Raw genomic sequence first — 14220 nt, forward strand, 5'->3', positions numbered from 1 at the left:
GCGCGCGGGTTAGGCGGACCTTATTTGAAAGGGCCGGAGCAATAAGAGCACACTGGCGTTGTGGAAATGATCCAGGCGACCGACCAGCCGACGCGTGAGCGCGTCGCACGGTCGATCCTGGACGGAGGACCCTCCACCGCGGCGGCCCTGGCCGACCGGCTCCACCTCACGCCGGCCGCGGTGCGCCGCCACCTCGACCAGCTGGTCGAGGAGGGCGCCATCGAGGCCCGTGACCCCCGGCCCCGCGGCCACCGCGGTCGTGGCCGTCCCGCGCGCGAGTTCGCCCTCACCGACGCCGGTCGCGACCGCTTCGACCAGGCCTACGACGACCTGGCCGTGCAGGCGATGCGCTTCCTCGCCGAGACCGGCGGCCCGCAGGCCGTGCGGGCCTTCGCCGAGCGCCGGGCGACCGGCATGGAGCAGCGCTTCGCCACGGTGCGCGAGAGCAATCCCGAGCTCGAGGCGTCGGAAGCGCTCGCGCGGGCACTCTCCGAGGAGGGGTACGCCGCCACCGTGCGCGACGTACCGGTCGGCGAGCAGCTCTGCCAGCAGCACTGCCCCGTCTCCCACGTGGCCCACGAGTTCCCCGAGCTGTGCGAGGCCGAGACCGAGGCGATCGGCCGGATGCTCGGCCGCCACGTCCAGCGTCTCGCGACCATCGCCCACGGCGACGGCGTCTGCACCACCTGCATCCCCGACACCCAGCCCCCGACCAGGAAGGTCTCACGATGACCAGCATCGAAGAGCTGAACCCCGAGCTGAAGGGCATCGGCCGCTACGAGTTCGGCTGGGCCGACAGCGACGACGCCGGCGCGACCGCGCAGCGTGGTCTCAGCGAGGCGGTCGTGCGCGACATCTCCTCCAAGAAGTCCGAGCCCGACTGGATGCTCGACCTGCGCCTGAAGGGCCTCAAGCTCTTCGGCCGCAAGCCGATGCCCACCTGGGGCTCCGACCTCGGCGGGATCGACTTCGACAACATCAAGTACTTCGTGCGGTCCACCGAGAAGCAGGCGCAGACCTGGGAGGACCTCCCCGAGGACATCAAGAACACCTACGACAAGCTCGGCATCCCCGAGGCCGAGAAGGCCCGCCTGGTCTCCGGCGTCGCCGCGCAGTACGAGTCCGAGGTCGTCTACCACAAGATCAACGAGGAGCTGGAGGCCCAGGGCGTCCTCTTCCTCGACACCGACACCGCGCTCAAGGAGCACCCGGAGATCTTCCAGGAGTACTTCGGCACGGTGATCCCGGTCGGCGACAACAAGTTCTCCGCGCTCAACTCCGCGGTGTGGTCGGGTGGCTCCTTCATCTACGTCCCCAAGGGCGTCCACGTCGAGATCCCGCTGCAGGCCTACTTCCGGATCAACACCGAGAACATGGGCCAGTTCGAGCGCACGCTGATCATCGCCGACGAGGGCTCCTACGTGCACTACGTCGAGGGCTGCACCGCGCCGATCTACTCCTCCGACTCGCTGCACTCGGCCGTCGTGGAGATCGTGGTCAAGAAGAACGCGCGGGTGCGCTACACGACCATCCAGAACTGGTCCAACAACGTCTACAACCTCGTCACCAAGCGGGCGACCTGCGAGGCCGGCGCGACCATGGAGTGGGTCGACGGCAACATCGGCTCCAAGGTGACGATGAAGTACCCCGCGGTCTACCTGATGGGCGAGCACGCCAAGGGCGAGACGCTCTCCATCGCCTTCGCGGGCGAGGGCCAGCACCAGGACGCCGGCGCCAAGATGGTGCACGCGGCCCCGCACACCTCGAGCTCGATCCTGAGCAAGTCGGTGGCGCGCGGCGGCGGGCGCACGTCCTACCGCGGGCTGGTGCAGGTCAACGAGGGCGCCCACGGCTCGCGCAGCAACGTGCTGTGCGACGCCCTGCTGGTCGACCAGATCAGCCGCTCCGACACCTACCCCTACGTCGACATCCGCGAGGACGACGTGTCGATGGGCCACGAGGCGAGCGTCTCCAAGGTCTCCGACGACCAGCTCTTCTACCTGATGTCGCGAGGCATGGAGGAGGACGAGGCGATGGCGATGATCGTGCGCGGCTTCGTCGAGCCGATCGCCAAGGAGCTGCCGATGGAGTACGCCCTCGAGCTCAACCGCCTCATCGAGCTGCAGATGGAGGGCGCGGTCGGCTGACGCCGCAGCGCCCCGCCTCCCGCACGACCCCGATCCCAGGAGAGACCTTTCGTGACCGTGACTGACGCTGCCCGCGAGAGCGTGCGCGACGCGCTCGAGCAGGACCAGGTGGTGTCCCACCTCAACCCGCCGCCGAGCTACGACCTCGACGACCACCCGGTGCCCACCGGGCGCGAGGAGGTGTGGCGCTTCACGCCGATCAAGCGGCTGCGCGGCATCCTCGACGGTGAGAAGTCCGACGCCCACCTGACCTGGGAGACGCAGGTGCCCGAGGGCATCACGATCTCGACGGTCTCGGCGGCCGAGGCGCGTGAGCTCGGCGAGCTGCCGCCCAGCGAGCGTCCCGCCGCGCTGGCGATCGCCCGTGCGGGCGGCGCGACGCTGATCGACGTGCCGGCCGACTTCGACGGCGACGAGCCGCTGCTGCTGCACCTGCACGGCGAGTCGGTCGACGACCTGGTGTGGGGGCAGCTGCTCTTCCGCATCGGCAACCACGCTCGAGTGACGATCGTGGTCAGCCACACCGGATCGGCCCGCTACTGCGCCACCACGTCGTACGTCGTGGGCGACGGCGCCCAGGTCAACGTGCTCACGCTGCAGGACTGGGCCGACGACGCGGTGCACCTCGCGCGCGACGCCGTCCGGGTCGGTCGTGACGCCAGCGTGCGCCACAGCGCGATCAGCTTCGGCGGCGACGTGGTCCGGATGCACGCCAACGTCGAGTACGCCGGCCCCGGCGGCGAGGCCGAGATGCTCGGTCTCTACTTCGCCGATGCCGGTCAGCACCTCGAGCACCGGCTCTTCGCCGACCACAACGCCCCGCGCACCAAGAGCAACGTCGTCTACAAGGGCGCACTGCAGGGCGACGGCGCGCACACCGTGTGGATCGGCAACGTCCTGATCCGCAAGATCGCCGAGGGCATCGAGACCTTCGAGGAGAACCGCAACCTGGTCCTCACCGACGGCTGCCAGGCCGACTCGGTGCCCAACCTCGAGATCGAGACCGGGGAGATCGAGGGAGCGGGCCACGCCTCGGCGACCGCCCGCTTCGACGACAACCAGCTCTTCTACCTGCGCTCGCGCGGGATCAGCGAGGAGGAGGCGCGCCGCCTGGTGCTGCACGGCTTCTTCCAGGACGTCATCCGCAAGATCGGCGTCCCCTCGATCGAGGAGCGCCTCACGGCCACGGTCGAGGAGGAGCTCGCGAAGAACGTGCTGGGCGGATCGCTGGTGGCGGAGGGCGCCTGATGGCCTTCGAGCGCGCCTGCGCCCTCTCCGAGCTGACCGCCGACACCCCGCTGCGGGTCGAGCTGGGCGACGTCGACGTCGCCGTGGTGCGCCACGGTGACGACGTCTTCGCCATCGAGGACGAGTGCAGCCACGCGGCCGTCGCGCTCTCCGAGGGCGACGTGGAGGACTGCACCATCGAGTGCTGGCTCCACGGCTCCCGCTTCGACCTCCGCACGGGGGATCCCACCGGCCTCCCCGCCACCGAGCCCGTCCCCGTCTTCTCCGTCAAGGTCGACGGCGACGACGTGCTCGTCGACATCCCCTGAACACCACGAACTCACTGGGCCCTGACGGGCTCGACCAACGACAAGGAGCACCACGCATGGCCACCCTGGAGATCAAGGACCTCCACGTCACCGTCGCCACCGAGGACGGTCCCAAGGAGATCCTCAAGGGCGTCGACCTCACCATCAACGAGGGCGAGACGCACGCGATCATGGGCCCCAACGGGTCCGGCAAGTCGACCCTGGCCTACTCCATCGCGGGCCACCCGCGCTACCAGGTGACGCAGGGCTCGGTGACGCTCGACGGCGTCGACGTGCTCGAGATGAGCGTCGACGAGCGCGCCCGCGCCGGCCTCTTCCTGGCGATGCAGTACCCGGTGGAGGTGCCCGGCGTCTCGGTCGCCAACTTCCTGCGCACCGCCAAGACCGCGGTCGACGGCGAGGCCCCCAAGCTGCGCACCTGGGTCAAGGACGTCAACACCGCCATGGAGGCGGTCAAGATGGACCCCACCTTCTCCCAGCGCTCGGTCAACGAGGGCTTCTCCGGCGGTGAGAAGAAGCGTCACGAGATCGTGCAGCTGGAGCTGCTCGACCCCAAGGTCGCGGTGCTCGACGAGACCGACTCCGGCCTCGACATCGACGCGCTCAAGATCGTGAGCGAGGGCGTCAACCGCTTCAAGGCCGAGGGCGACAAGGGCGTGCTGCTGATCACGCACTACACCCGCATCCTGCGCTACATCACCCCCGACTTCGTGCACGTCTTCGTCGACGGCAAGGTGGCCGAGCAGGGTGGCCCCGAGCTCGCCGAGGCGCTCGAGGCCGAGGGTTACGACAAGTACGTCAACGCGAAGGTCTGACCCACAAGGACCCGGGTGGTCGAGGAGGTCGCGCAGCGACCGTCTCGAGACCGGGCGACACACAGGACCCGGGTGGTCGAGGAGGTCGCGCAGCGACCGTCTCGAGACCCGGTGACACACAGGACCCGGGTGGTCGAGGAGGTCGCGCAGCGACCGTCTCGAGACCCGGTGAGACGAAAGGACTGCAGATGACCCACGACCTCGACGGGCTGCTGCCCGGGCTCGACGTCATCCGCAAGGACTTCCCGATCCTGGAGCGGCGCCTGGCCGACGACCTCCCGCTGGTCTACCTCGACAGCGCCAACACCAGCCAGAAGCCGCAGGTCGTGATCGACTCGATGGTCGACCACCTCGAGCGGCACAACGCCAACGTGGCGCGCGCGATGCACCAGCTCGGTGCCGAGGCGAACGAGGCCTTCGAGTCCGCGCGCGACACGGTGGCGCGCTTCGTCAACGCGCCGTCGCGCGACGAGGTGATCTTCACCAAGAACGCCTCCGAGGCGCTCAACCTGGTCGCCAACACCCTGGCCTGGGCCGACGGTCCGCTCGGCGTGGGCGAGGGCGACCGCGTGGTGATCACCGAGATGGAGCACCACTCCAACATCGTGCCGTGGCAGCTGCTCACCCAGCGCAAGGGTGCCGAGCTGCGCTGGTTCGGGCTCACCGACGACGGCCACCTCGACCTCTCGAACATCGACGAGCTCATCACCGAGCGCACCAAGGTGGTGGCGCTGACCTGGGTCTCCAACATGCTCGGCACCATCAACCCGGTCGCCGAGATCGCCCGGCGCGCCCACGAGGTCGGTGCGCTCGTCGTCGTCGACGCCTCGCAGGCCGCGCCGCAGCTGCGGGTCGACGTGCAGGCCGTGGGCGCCGACTTCCTGGCCTTCACCGGCCACAAGGTCACGGGGCCGACGGGCATCGGTGTGCTCTGGGGGCGTCACGAGCTGCTCGCCCAGCTGCCGCCCTTCCTCGGCGGCGGCGAGATGATCGAGACCGTCGCGATGGAGCGCTCGACATACGCCGCCCCGCCGCACCGCTTCGAGGCCGGCACCCCGCCGATCGCCGAGGCGGTCGGGCTCGCCACCGCACTCGACTACCTCGCCGAGATCGGGCTCGACGCGATCCACCGCCACGAGCAGGCGCTCACCGGCCACCTGCTAGGCGGGCTGGCCGACATCCCGGGCGTGACCGTGCTCGGCCCGCTCGACACGACGGAGCGCGGGGGAGCGGTCGCCTTCGAGATCGAGGGCGTCCACCCCCACGACGTGGCCCAGCTGCTCGACAGCCGCGGCATCGCCGTCCGGGCGGGTCACCACTGCGCCAAGCCGGCGCACAAGCGCTTCGGGGTGCAGAGCTCGACCCGGGCGTCGTCGTACCTCTACACGACGCCGAGCGAGGTGGACGCCCTGCTCGAGGGAATCATCGCCACCCAGGACTACTTCAAGGTCAGGTGAGCAGCATGGACCTCGACAGCCTCTACCAGGAGATCATCCTGGACCACTACCGCAACCCGCACCACGCGGGCCTGCGGGACCCCTTCGAGTCCGAGGTGCACCACGTCAACCCGACGTGCGGCGACGAGATCACCCTGCGGGTGCACCTCGACGACGGCGTCGTGCGCGACGTGTCGTACGACGCCGAGGGCTGCTCCATCAGCCAGGCCGCCGCCTCGGTGATGGCCGACCTGGTGATCGACAAGCCGCTGACCGACGCGCTGGCCAAGCACGAGGCCTTCCTCGAGCTGATGCAGTCGCGTGGCACGATCGAGCCCGACGAGGACGTCCTCGAGGACGGCATCGCCTTCGCCGGTGTCTCGAAGTTCCCCGCGCGCGTGAAGTGCGCCCTGCTCTCCTGGATGGCGTTCAAGGACGCCGCCTCCACCGCCCTCGCGACCGATGCTCCCAAGGAGGACGCATGACGCAGCACCCCGTCACCCCCGACCACAGCGACCTGCCCGACGTGCCCGCCGCCTCGGGTGGCGCCACCACGGCCGTCGCGAAGGACGACGTCTTCGAGGCGATGAAGGACGTCGTCGACCCCGAGCTCGGCATCAACGTCGTCGACCTCGGCCTGGTCTACGACGTGCACATCGACGACGCCTCCGCCGCGGTGCTCGACATGACGCTCACCTCCGCGGCGTGTCCGCTGACCGACGTCATCGAGGAGCAGACCAACTCCGCCCTCGAGGGCCTCGTCTCCGACGTCACGATCAACTGGGTCTGGATGCCCCCGTGGGGTCCCGACAAGATCACCGACGACGGTCGCGAGCAGCTCCGCGCCCTCGGCTTCAACGTCTGACGCGAAGAGGTCGAGCGAGCCCCGCGACCGAGGCACGAGGTCGCGACGGGCGGGTCGAGACCCGGTGACCGGCTCGCTCACCCCAGCCCCGCGCCCCCGGCTGGTCGAGGAGGTCGCGCAGCGACCGTCTCGAGACTCGGTGACCGGCTCTCTGACCCCAGCCCCCGCTGGTCGAGCCTGTCGAGACCCGGTGACCGGCTCGCTCACCCAGCCCCCGCTGGTCGAGCCTGTCGAGACCCGGTGACCGGCTCGCTCACCCCAGCCCCCGCTGGTCGAGCCTGTCGAGACCCGTGGACCGCCCCGTAGGTTGACCACATGCCCAGCACCCCCACGGTCGCGGTCCCGACCGACGCCGGTGACATGCCCGCCCACGTCTGGCTCCCCGAGTCGGGCAGCGGCCCGGGCATCCTGCTGCTCCAGGAGATCTTCGGCATCAGCCGCTACGTCGAGCAGCGCGCCCAGGACCTCGCCGACCTGGGGTACGTCGTCCTCGCGCCCGAGGTCTTCTGGCGGCTCGGTGTCGCACGCGTGCCCGAGGGACCGGACGCCCTCGACCGCGCCATGGGTCTGCTCCAGCAGGTCGACTGGGACGCCGCCGTCGGCGACGTGAGCGCCGCCCTCGACGTGCTTCGCGGCCGAGACGAGGTGCGCGGCCGGACGGGCGTCGTCGGCTTCTGCTTCGGTGGGGGACTGGCCTTCAACCTGGCCGCCGTCCGCGACCCCGACTGCCTGGTCAGCTACTACGGCTCCGCGCTCCCCGGCCTGCTCGGTCTCGCGCCGCAGGTCACTGCGCCGTCGTTGCACCACTTCGGCCTCGACGACTCGTTCATCCCGCCCGAGACGGTGGCGGAGATCCAGAGGGCGGTCGAGCGTGACGAGGTCGACTTCCACCTCTACGACGGCGCCGACCACGCCTTCGACAACCCGGACATGCCTCAGCTCCACGATCCCGGGGCCTCCGCGCTGGCGTGGGAGCGCACGGCGGGCTTCCTGGGCCGGCGACTGCCTGTCGGCTGACCCGCACCGGGGTGAGACCTACGATCCGAGGGTGAGCCCGTCGGGAGCCGTCCGCCCCGCCCGGATCGAGGACGCCGCGCAGATGGCGCGGGTCAACGTGCAGTGCTGGCACGAGACCTACCGGGGTCTCATGCCCGACGCCGTGCTCGACGACCCGACCCTGCTGGGGAGGCGCGAGACGTTCTGGACGGCGGCGCTGTCGGACGAGCGCTACCGCGACAACGTGGTGGCGGTGGCAGAGCGGGACGCGGAGCTCGTCGGGATCGCCATGTCGGGCCCGCCCCTGGACACCGGGGCCCGGTGGAGCCGGCAGGTCTACGTGCTCTACGTGCTGGCCGCCCACCACGGGACCGGCGTCGGACCTGCGCTGCTGGAGGCCGTGGTCCCCCCTGAGGAGTCGGTGGCTCTCTGGGTGGCCGACCCAACCCACGTGCCCAGAGGTTCTACCGCAAGCACGGCTTCGTCCCCGACGGCGCGAGCACGGTCGACTCAGGGACGCCGGAGATCCGCATGGTCCGCGACGGCAGGCCTCGCGGCTGATGCTCCGGCGGGCCCGGCCTCACGGGACGCCGAGCGCCACGCCGTGCCGCCGGGTGACCTCCAGGATCGCGGGCATGGACTCCTCGACCGGCCGGTCCGCCGGGACCGAGCTGGCGAAGTCGGCGAAGAAGCGCCCGGCGCCCACGCCGGACGTGATCGCGAGGAAGCGGGCCGAGTCGCCGACCACCGCGAAGGTGCTCGGGCGCCCGGCGGGGAACACGACCACCCCGCCGGGCTCGACGTCGTACGACGTGCCCTCCACGACCGCGGTGACCCGGCCCTCCACGAGGTAGAGGACCCCGGTCCACGGCGAGACGTGCGGGGGTGCCATGGGCGCCGCGGGTGCGCTCACCTCGAAGACCTCGAAGGCGCCCTCGTCGTCCTGCACGAGGGCCTTGGCGACGTGGTCGCCGTCGATCATGGGGTGGTGGTGGCCCTCTCCGGGCCTCACGTGGATGGTCATGTCTCCTCCTCCGGTGCGTTCGGGAGCAGCATGCGACGGTCGCGCGGCACGACCACGAGTGGTGCGCTACTCGACCCCCAGGACGTCGGCCAGGGCGGTGCGCTCCGAGACGCCGAGCTTGCGGCTCGAGCGGTAGAGGTGACCCTCGACCGTCCGCACCGAGACGGTGAGCCGCTCCGCGATCTGCTTGTTGGACAGTCCCCGAGCGGCCAGCACGGCGATCTCACGCTCCCGGACGGTCAGGGGCAGCGGGTGGGCTGCGGCCGCCAGGGCGGGCGTCCGCGCACCGGAGCGCCCCGCCCACCGCTCGGCCAGCGCCGCGGCGGTGAGCGCCGAGCCTCGTCGCCGCTGACGACGGTGCACCTCGGCCGCCTGGGCCGCGGCGTCACCGGCGGCGACGAGGTCGCCGAGCCGCGCCCAGAGGTCGGCGGCCTCGAGCAGGGCCTGCCCGTCGGCCTCGGCCCAGGCCCGGGCGTGGGCGCCGGCCACGGCGGCCCGCGGCCCGAGCGCGGCGAGCCTGTTGAGCCGGGGCACCGCCCCGCTGGCGTCCCCGAGCTGGACGGCCGTCTGCCACGCCAGCACCTCGTAGGCGGCCGCGCCCGTCTCGCGCGCGAGGTCGGCCGCTGCGACGGCGTGCTCGAGGGCCACGGAGGTCGACCCCGCGGCGGCCGCGCCCCAGGCGCGTGCCAGGAGGTCGTCGGGCGCGAAGAGCCGGTAGGCCGGGTGCTGTCCGGCGCCGATGTCCGTCACCAGGGGGGCGGACGGCCCGGCCCGGCCCGCCTGGCCCAGGGCCGTGGCCAGGAGGGTGCGGCAGCGGAAGCGGAACTCGTGCCCCGAGCCGGCGAGCCCGGCCCACGCCTCGTGCAGGGCGCGCAGTGCCTCGCCGACCCGGCCCGCAGCGAGCGCGGCGTGGCCGGCGACGACCAGCCCCATCAACCTGGCCGGTCCGGGCAGGTCGGCCGACGCGGACTGCATCCTCCGGGCGAGGTCCTCGGCCCGGTCAGGTGCGCCGAGGAGGCGCTGCCCCAGCACCTGCAGGTCCGCCAGGCCGAAGCCGGGGATGACCGTGGGCACCCGATCGGCCGTCAGCCCGCCCACGTCGGCGGCCTCCTCGAGCAGCTCGGGCTCCCCGGTGACGGCGGCGGCCGCGGAGACCGCCGACGCGACGAGGATGCGGGCCAGGTCGTCCGGGAGGTCGCTGCGCAGCAGTGCGGGTCCTCGGGCCAGCACGCCGGAGAGCTCGCCGCGTGCGGCGTCGAGGGCGAGGGTCATCCCCGCGACGTGCAGGGATGCGGCTCCGGCGGCCTCGGCCGCGGCGAGGGCCCGACGGGCCTCGTCCGGCCGTGCCATCGTCCACAGCAGGTTGCCGGTGCGGTGCACGTGCACCATCGCACGTGTGCCGGCGTCCGGAGCGCTGCGAGCCAGGTCCGTGAGGGTCGTCTCGGCCTCCTCCCCGCGACTCAGCCACGACAGGATCGAGGCGTGCACGAGGCGGGCGGCGGGATCGCCCGTGGAGGCCGCCGCGCGGGCGAGCCGCTCGGCCAGCGGCAGGTCGTACACACGGGTGGCCGCCTGGGCGGCTCGGAGGAACACCTGGTGGTCCGGTGGCAGGTCGGACTCGAGGGTGAGCACCGCCCGGGCGATCAGGTCCCTCTTCGCGTCGAGGGTCGGCGCGACGAGCCCGCGCAGGCGGCGGGCCCGGAGCCGGCCCATGGTCGCCCGGCGGACCTCGCCGTACAGCGGGTGCACCAGCCGGGCGACGAGACCGTCGGAGCGCACCAGTCCCCGCGCCTCGGCCTCCTCCAAGTCCGCCACCGACGTCAGCGAGGACAGGGTCCTCACCGACACGGGCTCCGCCAGTGCCACCAGGTCCACGACGTCGCGCACGCTCCCGGTGAGTGCGCCGATCTGGCGCTCCAGCAGGTGGGCCAGCTCGGGGGTGAGGGTGGGCTCGCTGGTCCACCGCCAGATCCCGGAGGCGGGCGTGATGCGCCCCGCGTCGACCTCGCCGGCCAGCAGGTGCCGCAGGAAGAGCGGACTCCCCTCGGTGAGGGCCCACAGCCGGTGCGCGGAGGCCGACTCCACCGGCCCTCCGAGCACACGGGCCACCAGCGCCGTGAGCTGGGCGACGTCGAGCGGGGCGAGGTCGAGACGCGGGAGGTCCTCGTCCTTCCACAGCGCGGCGACCGTGTCGCTGGTCGGCTCGCCCGTCCGGAGCGTGACCACGACCGGGGCGAGCCGTCGCACCACCACGCGGTGCAGCACGATCGCGGAGTGCTCGTCGAGCAGGTGGGCGTCGTCGACGGCCAGCACCAGCGGCTGCCGTTGAGCGATCTGCTCCAGGGCTCCGCCGATCGTCGCGGCGGCCTCGCCGCCCGGGACGCCGAGGAGGCCGGCGAACGCACCGAGGGGGAAGGGCCGCGCGGCCACGCTGCCGTGGCCCCACACGACCGATGCTCCGGCGCCGGTGGCGACCGCGACTGCCTCGCGAGCGAGGCGGGTCTTGCCCACGCCCACGGGGCCTGCCACCACGATCCCCGCCGCACCGGGCCGGATGGCCACCGCGACCCTGCGCAGCTCGTCGTCACGTCCGGTGAGCGGCCACGGCCGCTCCATGGGGGTCAGGCTAGCGAGACCGAGTCGGGTAGTGCACTACTCGTCGCCACCGGTCTGGTCGGCCCCAGAGTCCGTCCATGAGCACCCGAACCGTCCTGGTGAGCGGCGCGAGCCGCGGCATCGGCCGGGCAATCGCCGTCCGCCTGGCACGCTCCGGCTGGCGCGTCTACGGCGGTGTCCGCACCGACGCTGCGTCGCAGGACCTGGCCGCCGAGTCCGAGATGATCACGCCCGTCGAGCTCGACGTGACCGTCCCCGCGCACCTCGAGGCGCTCGACCGACTGCTGCCGCCGCAACTCGACGCTCTGGTCAACAACGCGGGCGTCGCCGTCGCGGGTCCTCTGGAGACGTTGTCGCGCGACGACATGCACCGCCAGCTCGACGTCAACCTCGTGGGACCGCTCGCGCTGACCCGGGGAGTGCTGCCCCGGTTGCGCCGGGCCCGGGGGCGGGTGGTCTTCGTCTCCTCGATCAACGGCCGGGTCTCCTTCCCCTTCACCGGCATCTACAACGCCTCCAAGTACGCGACCGAGGCGGTGGCCGACTGCCTCCGGGTGGAGCTGCGGCCCTTCGGGGTGCAGGTGGGTCTCGTGGAGCCGGGAGTCATCGACACCGACCCCTGGCACGAGATGGACCGGACCCTCGACGACCTCGAGGCCGGCCTCGCCCCTGAGCACCGCGAGCTCTACGCGCCGCACTTCGCCGGGGAGCGCCGGCTGATCGAGAAGATCCACCAGAACGCCAAGCCACCCGAGCAGGTCGCGGTAGCCGTCGAGCGCCAGCTCGACCGGCCGCGGATGCGGCCCCGCACGCTGGTCGGGGGCGACGCCCGCGCGATCCTCGGGGCGAAGGCGCTGCTGCCGTCGCGTGCCCTGGACGCCGTCTGGGCCGGCGGTATCGGAGTCTGAGCGCGACGCCGCGCGAGCGGGCGCGGTCAGAGGCGATCGAGGAAGCGGAGCACGCGGTCGGTCAGCAGCCGCGCGGCGTCGGCGTCGTACGCCGGCAGCGAGGAGTCGGTGAAGACGTGCTGGTCGCCCGGGTAGAGGAAGAGCTCCGCCTGGTCGGTGGAGGCGACGAGCTCGCGGGCGAAGTCGAGGTCGCCGCCCTCCTCGGCGAAGAAGGGGTCGGCGTCCATGCCGTGCACCTGCACCGGGACGCCCTCGGGCCACCGCTCGCCGAACTCCGAGACCGGGAGGCAGGCGTGCAGCAGCAGCGCGCCGCGTGCGTCGGGGCGGGTCTGGGCGAGCTGCTGGGCGGGCATCGCGCCCATCGAGAGGCCGGCGTACACCAGTCCGTCCGACGACGAGGAGGGCGCGGCGGCCACGCCACGCTCGAGCAGCACACCGAAGCCGATGCTGTGGGCGTGGGCCATGCCCTCGTCGATCGTCGCGAACGTGCGGCCGTCGAAGAGGTCCGGCGTGTGCACGGTGTGCCCGGCCCCGCGCAGCTCCTCGGCGAAGGCGGCGACGCCGTCGGTGAGCCCCTGGACGTGGTGGTAGAGGACGACCTCGGTCATGGCGCGAGTCCTTGCTATTGATCCAACAATCCCGAACGTTCTGTGAGACTAGACTGATGCCGCCATGGCCAGCAACCCCCCTCCCGACTACGAGCTCGACGAGCGTCTCGCCCTCACCACGGCCGAGCAGGTCCGCGCGCTGGGCAACCCGCTGCGGACGACGCTGCTGCGCCTGCTGCACGAGCGCGCCGCCACGGTGACCGAGCTCGCCGCGGCCGTCGAACGGCCCAAGAGCACGGTCGCGCACCACGTCAAGGTGCTCGCCGACGCCGGGCTGCTGCGCGTGGTCCGGACCCGGCGGGTGCGGGCCATCGAGGAGCGCTTCTACGGGCGCACCGCCCGGATGTTCTACGTCGCGGCGGAGCGCGGCGACGGCGAGGACCTCCCGACGGACTTCAACGACTTCGAGGTGGCCGCGGCAGAGTCCGCGGCGGCCTTCCGCGAGGGACGGCTGTGGGGCTTCATCCGGCACGCGCGACTCCCCGAGGAGCGCGCGGGGGAGTTCTGGGACCGGATCGCCGCCTTGGTGCGCGAGTTCGACGAGCTGCCGCGCGACGGCGACACCGTCTACGGCTTCGCCGTGGGCATCTACCCGACCGACCACCCGCGGCTGCCGAGCCCCGAGTGAGTCCCGAGTGAGTCCCGGGTGAGCGACGTGCGTGAGGTGCTCGTGCCAGTCGAGCGCTGGGCGCGCTGGCGGGAGAACTTCGCGACCCGGCACGGGGAGACCACGGCGACGGTGAGCGGCGACGCCCTGCGCGGGGAGGCGGCCGACGGGTCGGTCTTCGAGGCGCGGGGCCCGCTCGACCAGGTGTGGGACGACGCAGCGCTCGCACCCGAGGGGACCTGGGGCGTGCTGCTGGTGCGCAAGGGCGGCTTCGCAGTGGCGCGGCTGCACGGGCCGGAGGTCGCGGAGTCGAAGGTGGGGCAGCGCCACGTGCAGGGGCGCACCAAGGCGGGTGGGCAGAGCCAGCAGCGCTTCGCCCGGCGCCGGGCCAACCAGGCGCGGGCGGCGTACGACGCCGCGGCCGACCACGCCGCTCGGCTGCTGGCCGGTGACGAGTCGGTCGAGCGGGTCGTGACCGGCGGCGACCGTGACGCCGTGGCCGCGGTGCTCGAGGACCCGAGGCTCCGCGGCCTGCGGGTGGTCGACCCCTGGCTCCCGGTGCCAGACCCCCGCCGCAGCGTGCTGGAGCAGGCCGTGCGCGACGCGACGAGCGTGCGGGTGCGCGTCACCAACGCCTGAGCG

General features: G+C 72.3%; 15 protein-coding genes. 12 read left to right on the forward strand and 3 right to left on the reverse strand.

Annotated elements, in window-relative coordinates; all coding sequences use genetic code 11:
* Positions 1-66: 66 nt before the first annotated feature.
* From IG63_RS0110085 to IG63_RS0110125, 9 genes are all read left to right on the forward strand, one after another.
* Positions 67-732, forward strand: coding sequence for a helix-turn-helix transcriptional regulator (locus tag IG63_RS0110085; protein WP_030484247.1), 666 nt, complete (start codon positions 67-69; stop codon positions 730-732).
* Positions 729-2147: a Fe-S cluster assembly protein SufB gene (gene sufB / locus IG63_RS0110090; RefSeq protein ID WP_030484248.1), complete on the forward strand. Its 1419-nt coding sequence runs from the start codon at positions 729-731 to the stop codon at positions 2145-2147. Before IG63_RS0110085 ends, sufB begins: the two co-directional genes overlap by 4 nt.
* Before the next feature lie 51 nt (positions 2148-2198).
* Positions 2199-3395: a Fe-S cluster assembly protein SufD gene (sufD, locus tag IG63_RS0110095; RefSeq protein ID WP_030484249.1), complete on the forward strand. Its 1197-nt coding sequence runs from the start codon at positions 2199-2201 to the stop codon at positions 3393-3395.
* Positions 3395-3703: a non-heme iron oxygenase ferredoxin subunit gene (locus IG63_RS0110100; RefSeq protein WP_030484250.1), complete on the forward strand. Its 309-nt coding sequence runs from the start codon at positions 3395-3397 to the stop codon at positions 3701-3703. The genes sufD and IG63_RS0110100 overlap by 1 nt, the downstream gene beginning before the upstream one ends.
* 56 nt (positions 3704-3759) lie before the next feature.
* Positions 3760-4518 carry a Fe-S cluster assembly ATPase SufC gene (sufC, locus tag IG63_RS0110105; protein ID WP_030484251.1) on the forward strand — a complete coding sequence of 253 codons (759 nt, stop codon included), beginning with the start codon at positions 3760-3762 and terminating at the stop codon, positions 4516-4518.
* Positions 4519-4706: 188 nt separating this feature from the next.
* The gene (locus IG63_RS0110110; protein WP_030484252.1) at positions 4707-5975 is read left to right on the forward strand and encodes a cysteine desulfurase; all 1269 of its coding nucleotides are present in this window, start codon (positions 4707-4709) and stop codon (positions 5973-5975) included.
* A gap of 5 nt (positions 5976-5980) precedes the next feature.
* Positions 5981-6439: a Fe-S cluster assembly sulfur transfer protein SufU gene (gene sufU / locus IG63_RS0110115; RefSeq protein WP_030484253.1), complete on the forward strand. Its 459-nt coding sequence runs from the start codon at positions 5981-5983 to the stop codon at positions 6437-6439.
* Entirely contained in the window at positions 6436-6819 is a 384-nt protein-coding gene (locus IG63_RS0110120) for a metal-sulfur cluster assembly factor (protein ID WP_030484254.1), read from the forward strand. The genes sufU and IG63_RS0110120 overlap by 4 nt, the downstream gene beginning before the upstream one ends.
* 315 nt (positions 6820-7134) lie before the next feature.
* A complete protein-coding gene (locus tag IG63_RS0110125) occupies positions 7135-7836 on the forward strand; it encodes a dienelactone hydrolase family protein (RefSeq protein WP_030484255.1) in 702 nt (233 codons plus the stop codon).
* Between the two features lie 559 nt (positions 7837-8395).
* Here IG63_RS0110125 and IG63_RS0110130 read toward each other — a convergent pair.
* Both IG63_RS0110130 and IG63_RS23825 read right to left on the reverse strand, forming a co-directional pair.
* Positions 8396-8839 carry a cupin domain-containing protein gene (locus IG63_RS0110130; protein ID WP_030484256.1) on the reverse strand — a complete coding sequence of 148 codons (444 nt, stop codon included), beginning with the start codon at positions 8837-8839 and terminating at the stop codon, positions 8396-8398.
* 66 nt (positions 8840-8905) lie between these two features.
* Positions 8906-11455: a helix-turn-helix transcriptional regulator gene (locus IG63_RS23825; protein WP_030484257.1), complete on the reverse strand. Its 2550-nt coding sequence runs from the start codon at positions 11453-11455 to the stop codon at positions 8906-8908.
* Positions 11456-11532: 77 nt separating this feature from the next.
* Here IG63_RS23825 and IG63_RS0110140 point away from each other — a divergent pair, with 77 nt between their 5' ends.
* Positions 11533-12363, forward strand: a complete 831-nt coding sequence (locus IG63_RS0110140; protein ID WP_030484258.1) for an SDR family oxidoreductase — start codon at positions 11533-11535, stop codon at positions 12361-12363.
* 26 nt (positions 12364-12389) lie between these two features.
* On the opposite strand, the gene IG63_RS0110145 is transcribed toward IG63_RS0110140, so the two are convergent.
* On the reverse strand, positions 12390-12971 hold the full coding sequence (locus IG63_RS0110145; protein ID WP_030484259.1) for a dienelactone hydrolase family protein: 582 nt from the start codon (positions 12969-12971) through the stop codon (positions 12390-12392).
* Between the two features lie 64 nt (positions 12972-13035).
* On the opposite strand from IG63_RS0110145, the gene IG63_RS0110150 reads away from it, so the two are divergent.
* Positions 13036-13599 (forward strand): helix-turn-helix domain-containing protein, encoded by a 564-nt coding sequence (locus IG63_RS0110150; RefSeq protein ID WP_030484260.1) that lies wholly within the window; start codon positions 13036-13038, stop codon positions 13597-13599.
* 18 nt (positions 13600-13617) lie between these two features.
* A complete protein-coding gene (locus IG63_RS0110155) occupies positions 13618-14217 on the forward strand; it encodes an acVLRF1 family peptidyl-tRNA hydrolase (RefSeq protein WP_245604384.1) in 600 nt (199 codons plus the stop codon).
* Positions 14218-14220 lie beyond the last annotated feature (3 nt).

This window comes from Nocardioides aequoreus (assembly GCF_000720335.1).
Lineage (GTDB): Bacteria > Actinomycetota > Actinomycetes > Propionibacteriales > Nocardioidaceae > Marmoricola > Marmoricola aequoreus.

Bases quoted from the DNA above. Each gene is read 5' to 3' on its own strand.
- IG63_RS0110085 (WP_030484247.1), top strand. From the start codon at position 67: ATGATCCAGGCGACCGACCAGCCGACGCGTGAGCGCGTCGCACGGTCG.
- sufB (WP_030484248.1), top strand. From the start codon at position 729: ATGACCAGCATCGAAGAGCTGAACCCCGAGCTGAAGGGCATCGGCCGC.
- IG63_RS0110100 (WP_030484250.1), top strand. From the start codon at position 3,395: ATGGCCTTCGAGCGCGCCTGCGCCCTCTCCGAGCTGACCGCCGACACC.
- sufC (WP_030484251.1), top strand. From the start codon at position 3,760: ATGGCCACCCTGGAGATCAAGGACCTCCACGTCACCGTCGCCACCGAG.
- IG63_RS0110110 (WP_030484252.1), top strand. From the start codon at position 4,707: ATGACCCACGACCTCGACGGGCTGCTGCCCGGGCTCGACGTCATCCGC.
- sufU (WP_030484253.1), top strand. From the start codon at position 5,981: ATGGACCTCGACAGCCTCTACCAGGAGATCATCCTGGACCACTACCGC.
- IG63_RS0110120 (WP_030484254.1), top strand. From the start codon at position 6,436: ATGACGCAGCACCCCGTCACCCCCGACCACAGCGACCTGCCCGACGTG.
- IG63_RS0110125 (WP_030484255.1), top strand. From the start codon at position 7,135: ATGCCCAGCACCCCCACGGTCGCGGTCCCGACCGACGCCGGTGACATG.
- IG63_RS0110130 (WP_030484256.1), bottom strand. From the start codon at position 8,839: ATGACCATCCACGTGAGGCCCGGAGAGGGCCACCACCACCCCATGATC.
- IG63_RS23825 (WP_030484257.1), bottom strand. From the start codon at position 11,455: ATGGAGCGGCCGTGGCCGCTCACCGGACGTGACGACGAGCTGCGCAGG.
- IG63_RS0110140 (WP_030484258.1), top strand. From the start codon at position 11,533: ATGAGCACCCGAACCGTCCTGGTGAGCGGCGCGAGCCGCGGCATCGGC.
- IG63_RS0110145 (WP_030484259.1), bottom strand. From the start codon at position 12,971: ATGACCGAGGTCGTCCTCTACCACCACGTCCAGGGGCTCACCGACGGC.
- IG63_RS0110150 (WP_030484260.1), top strand. From the start codon at position 13,036: ATGGCCAGCAACCCCCCTCCCGACTACGAGCTCGACGAGCGTCTCGCC.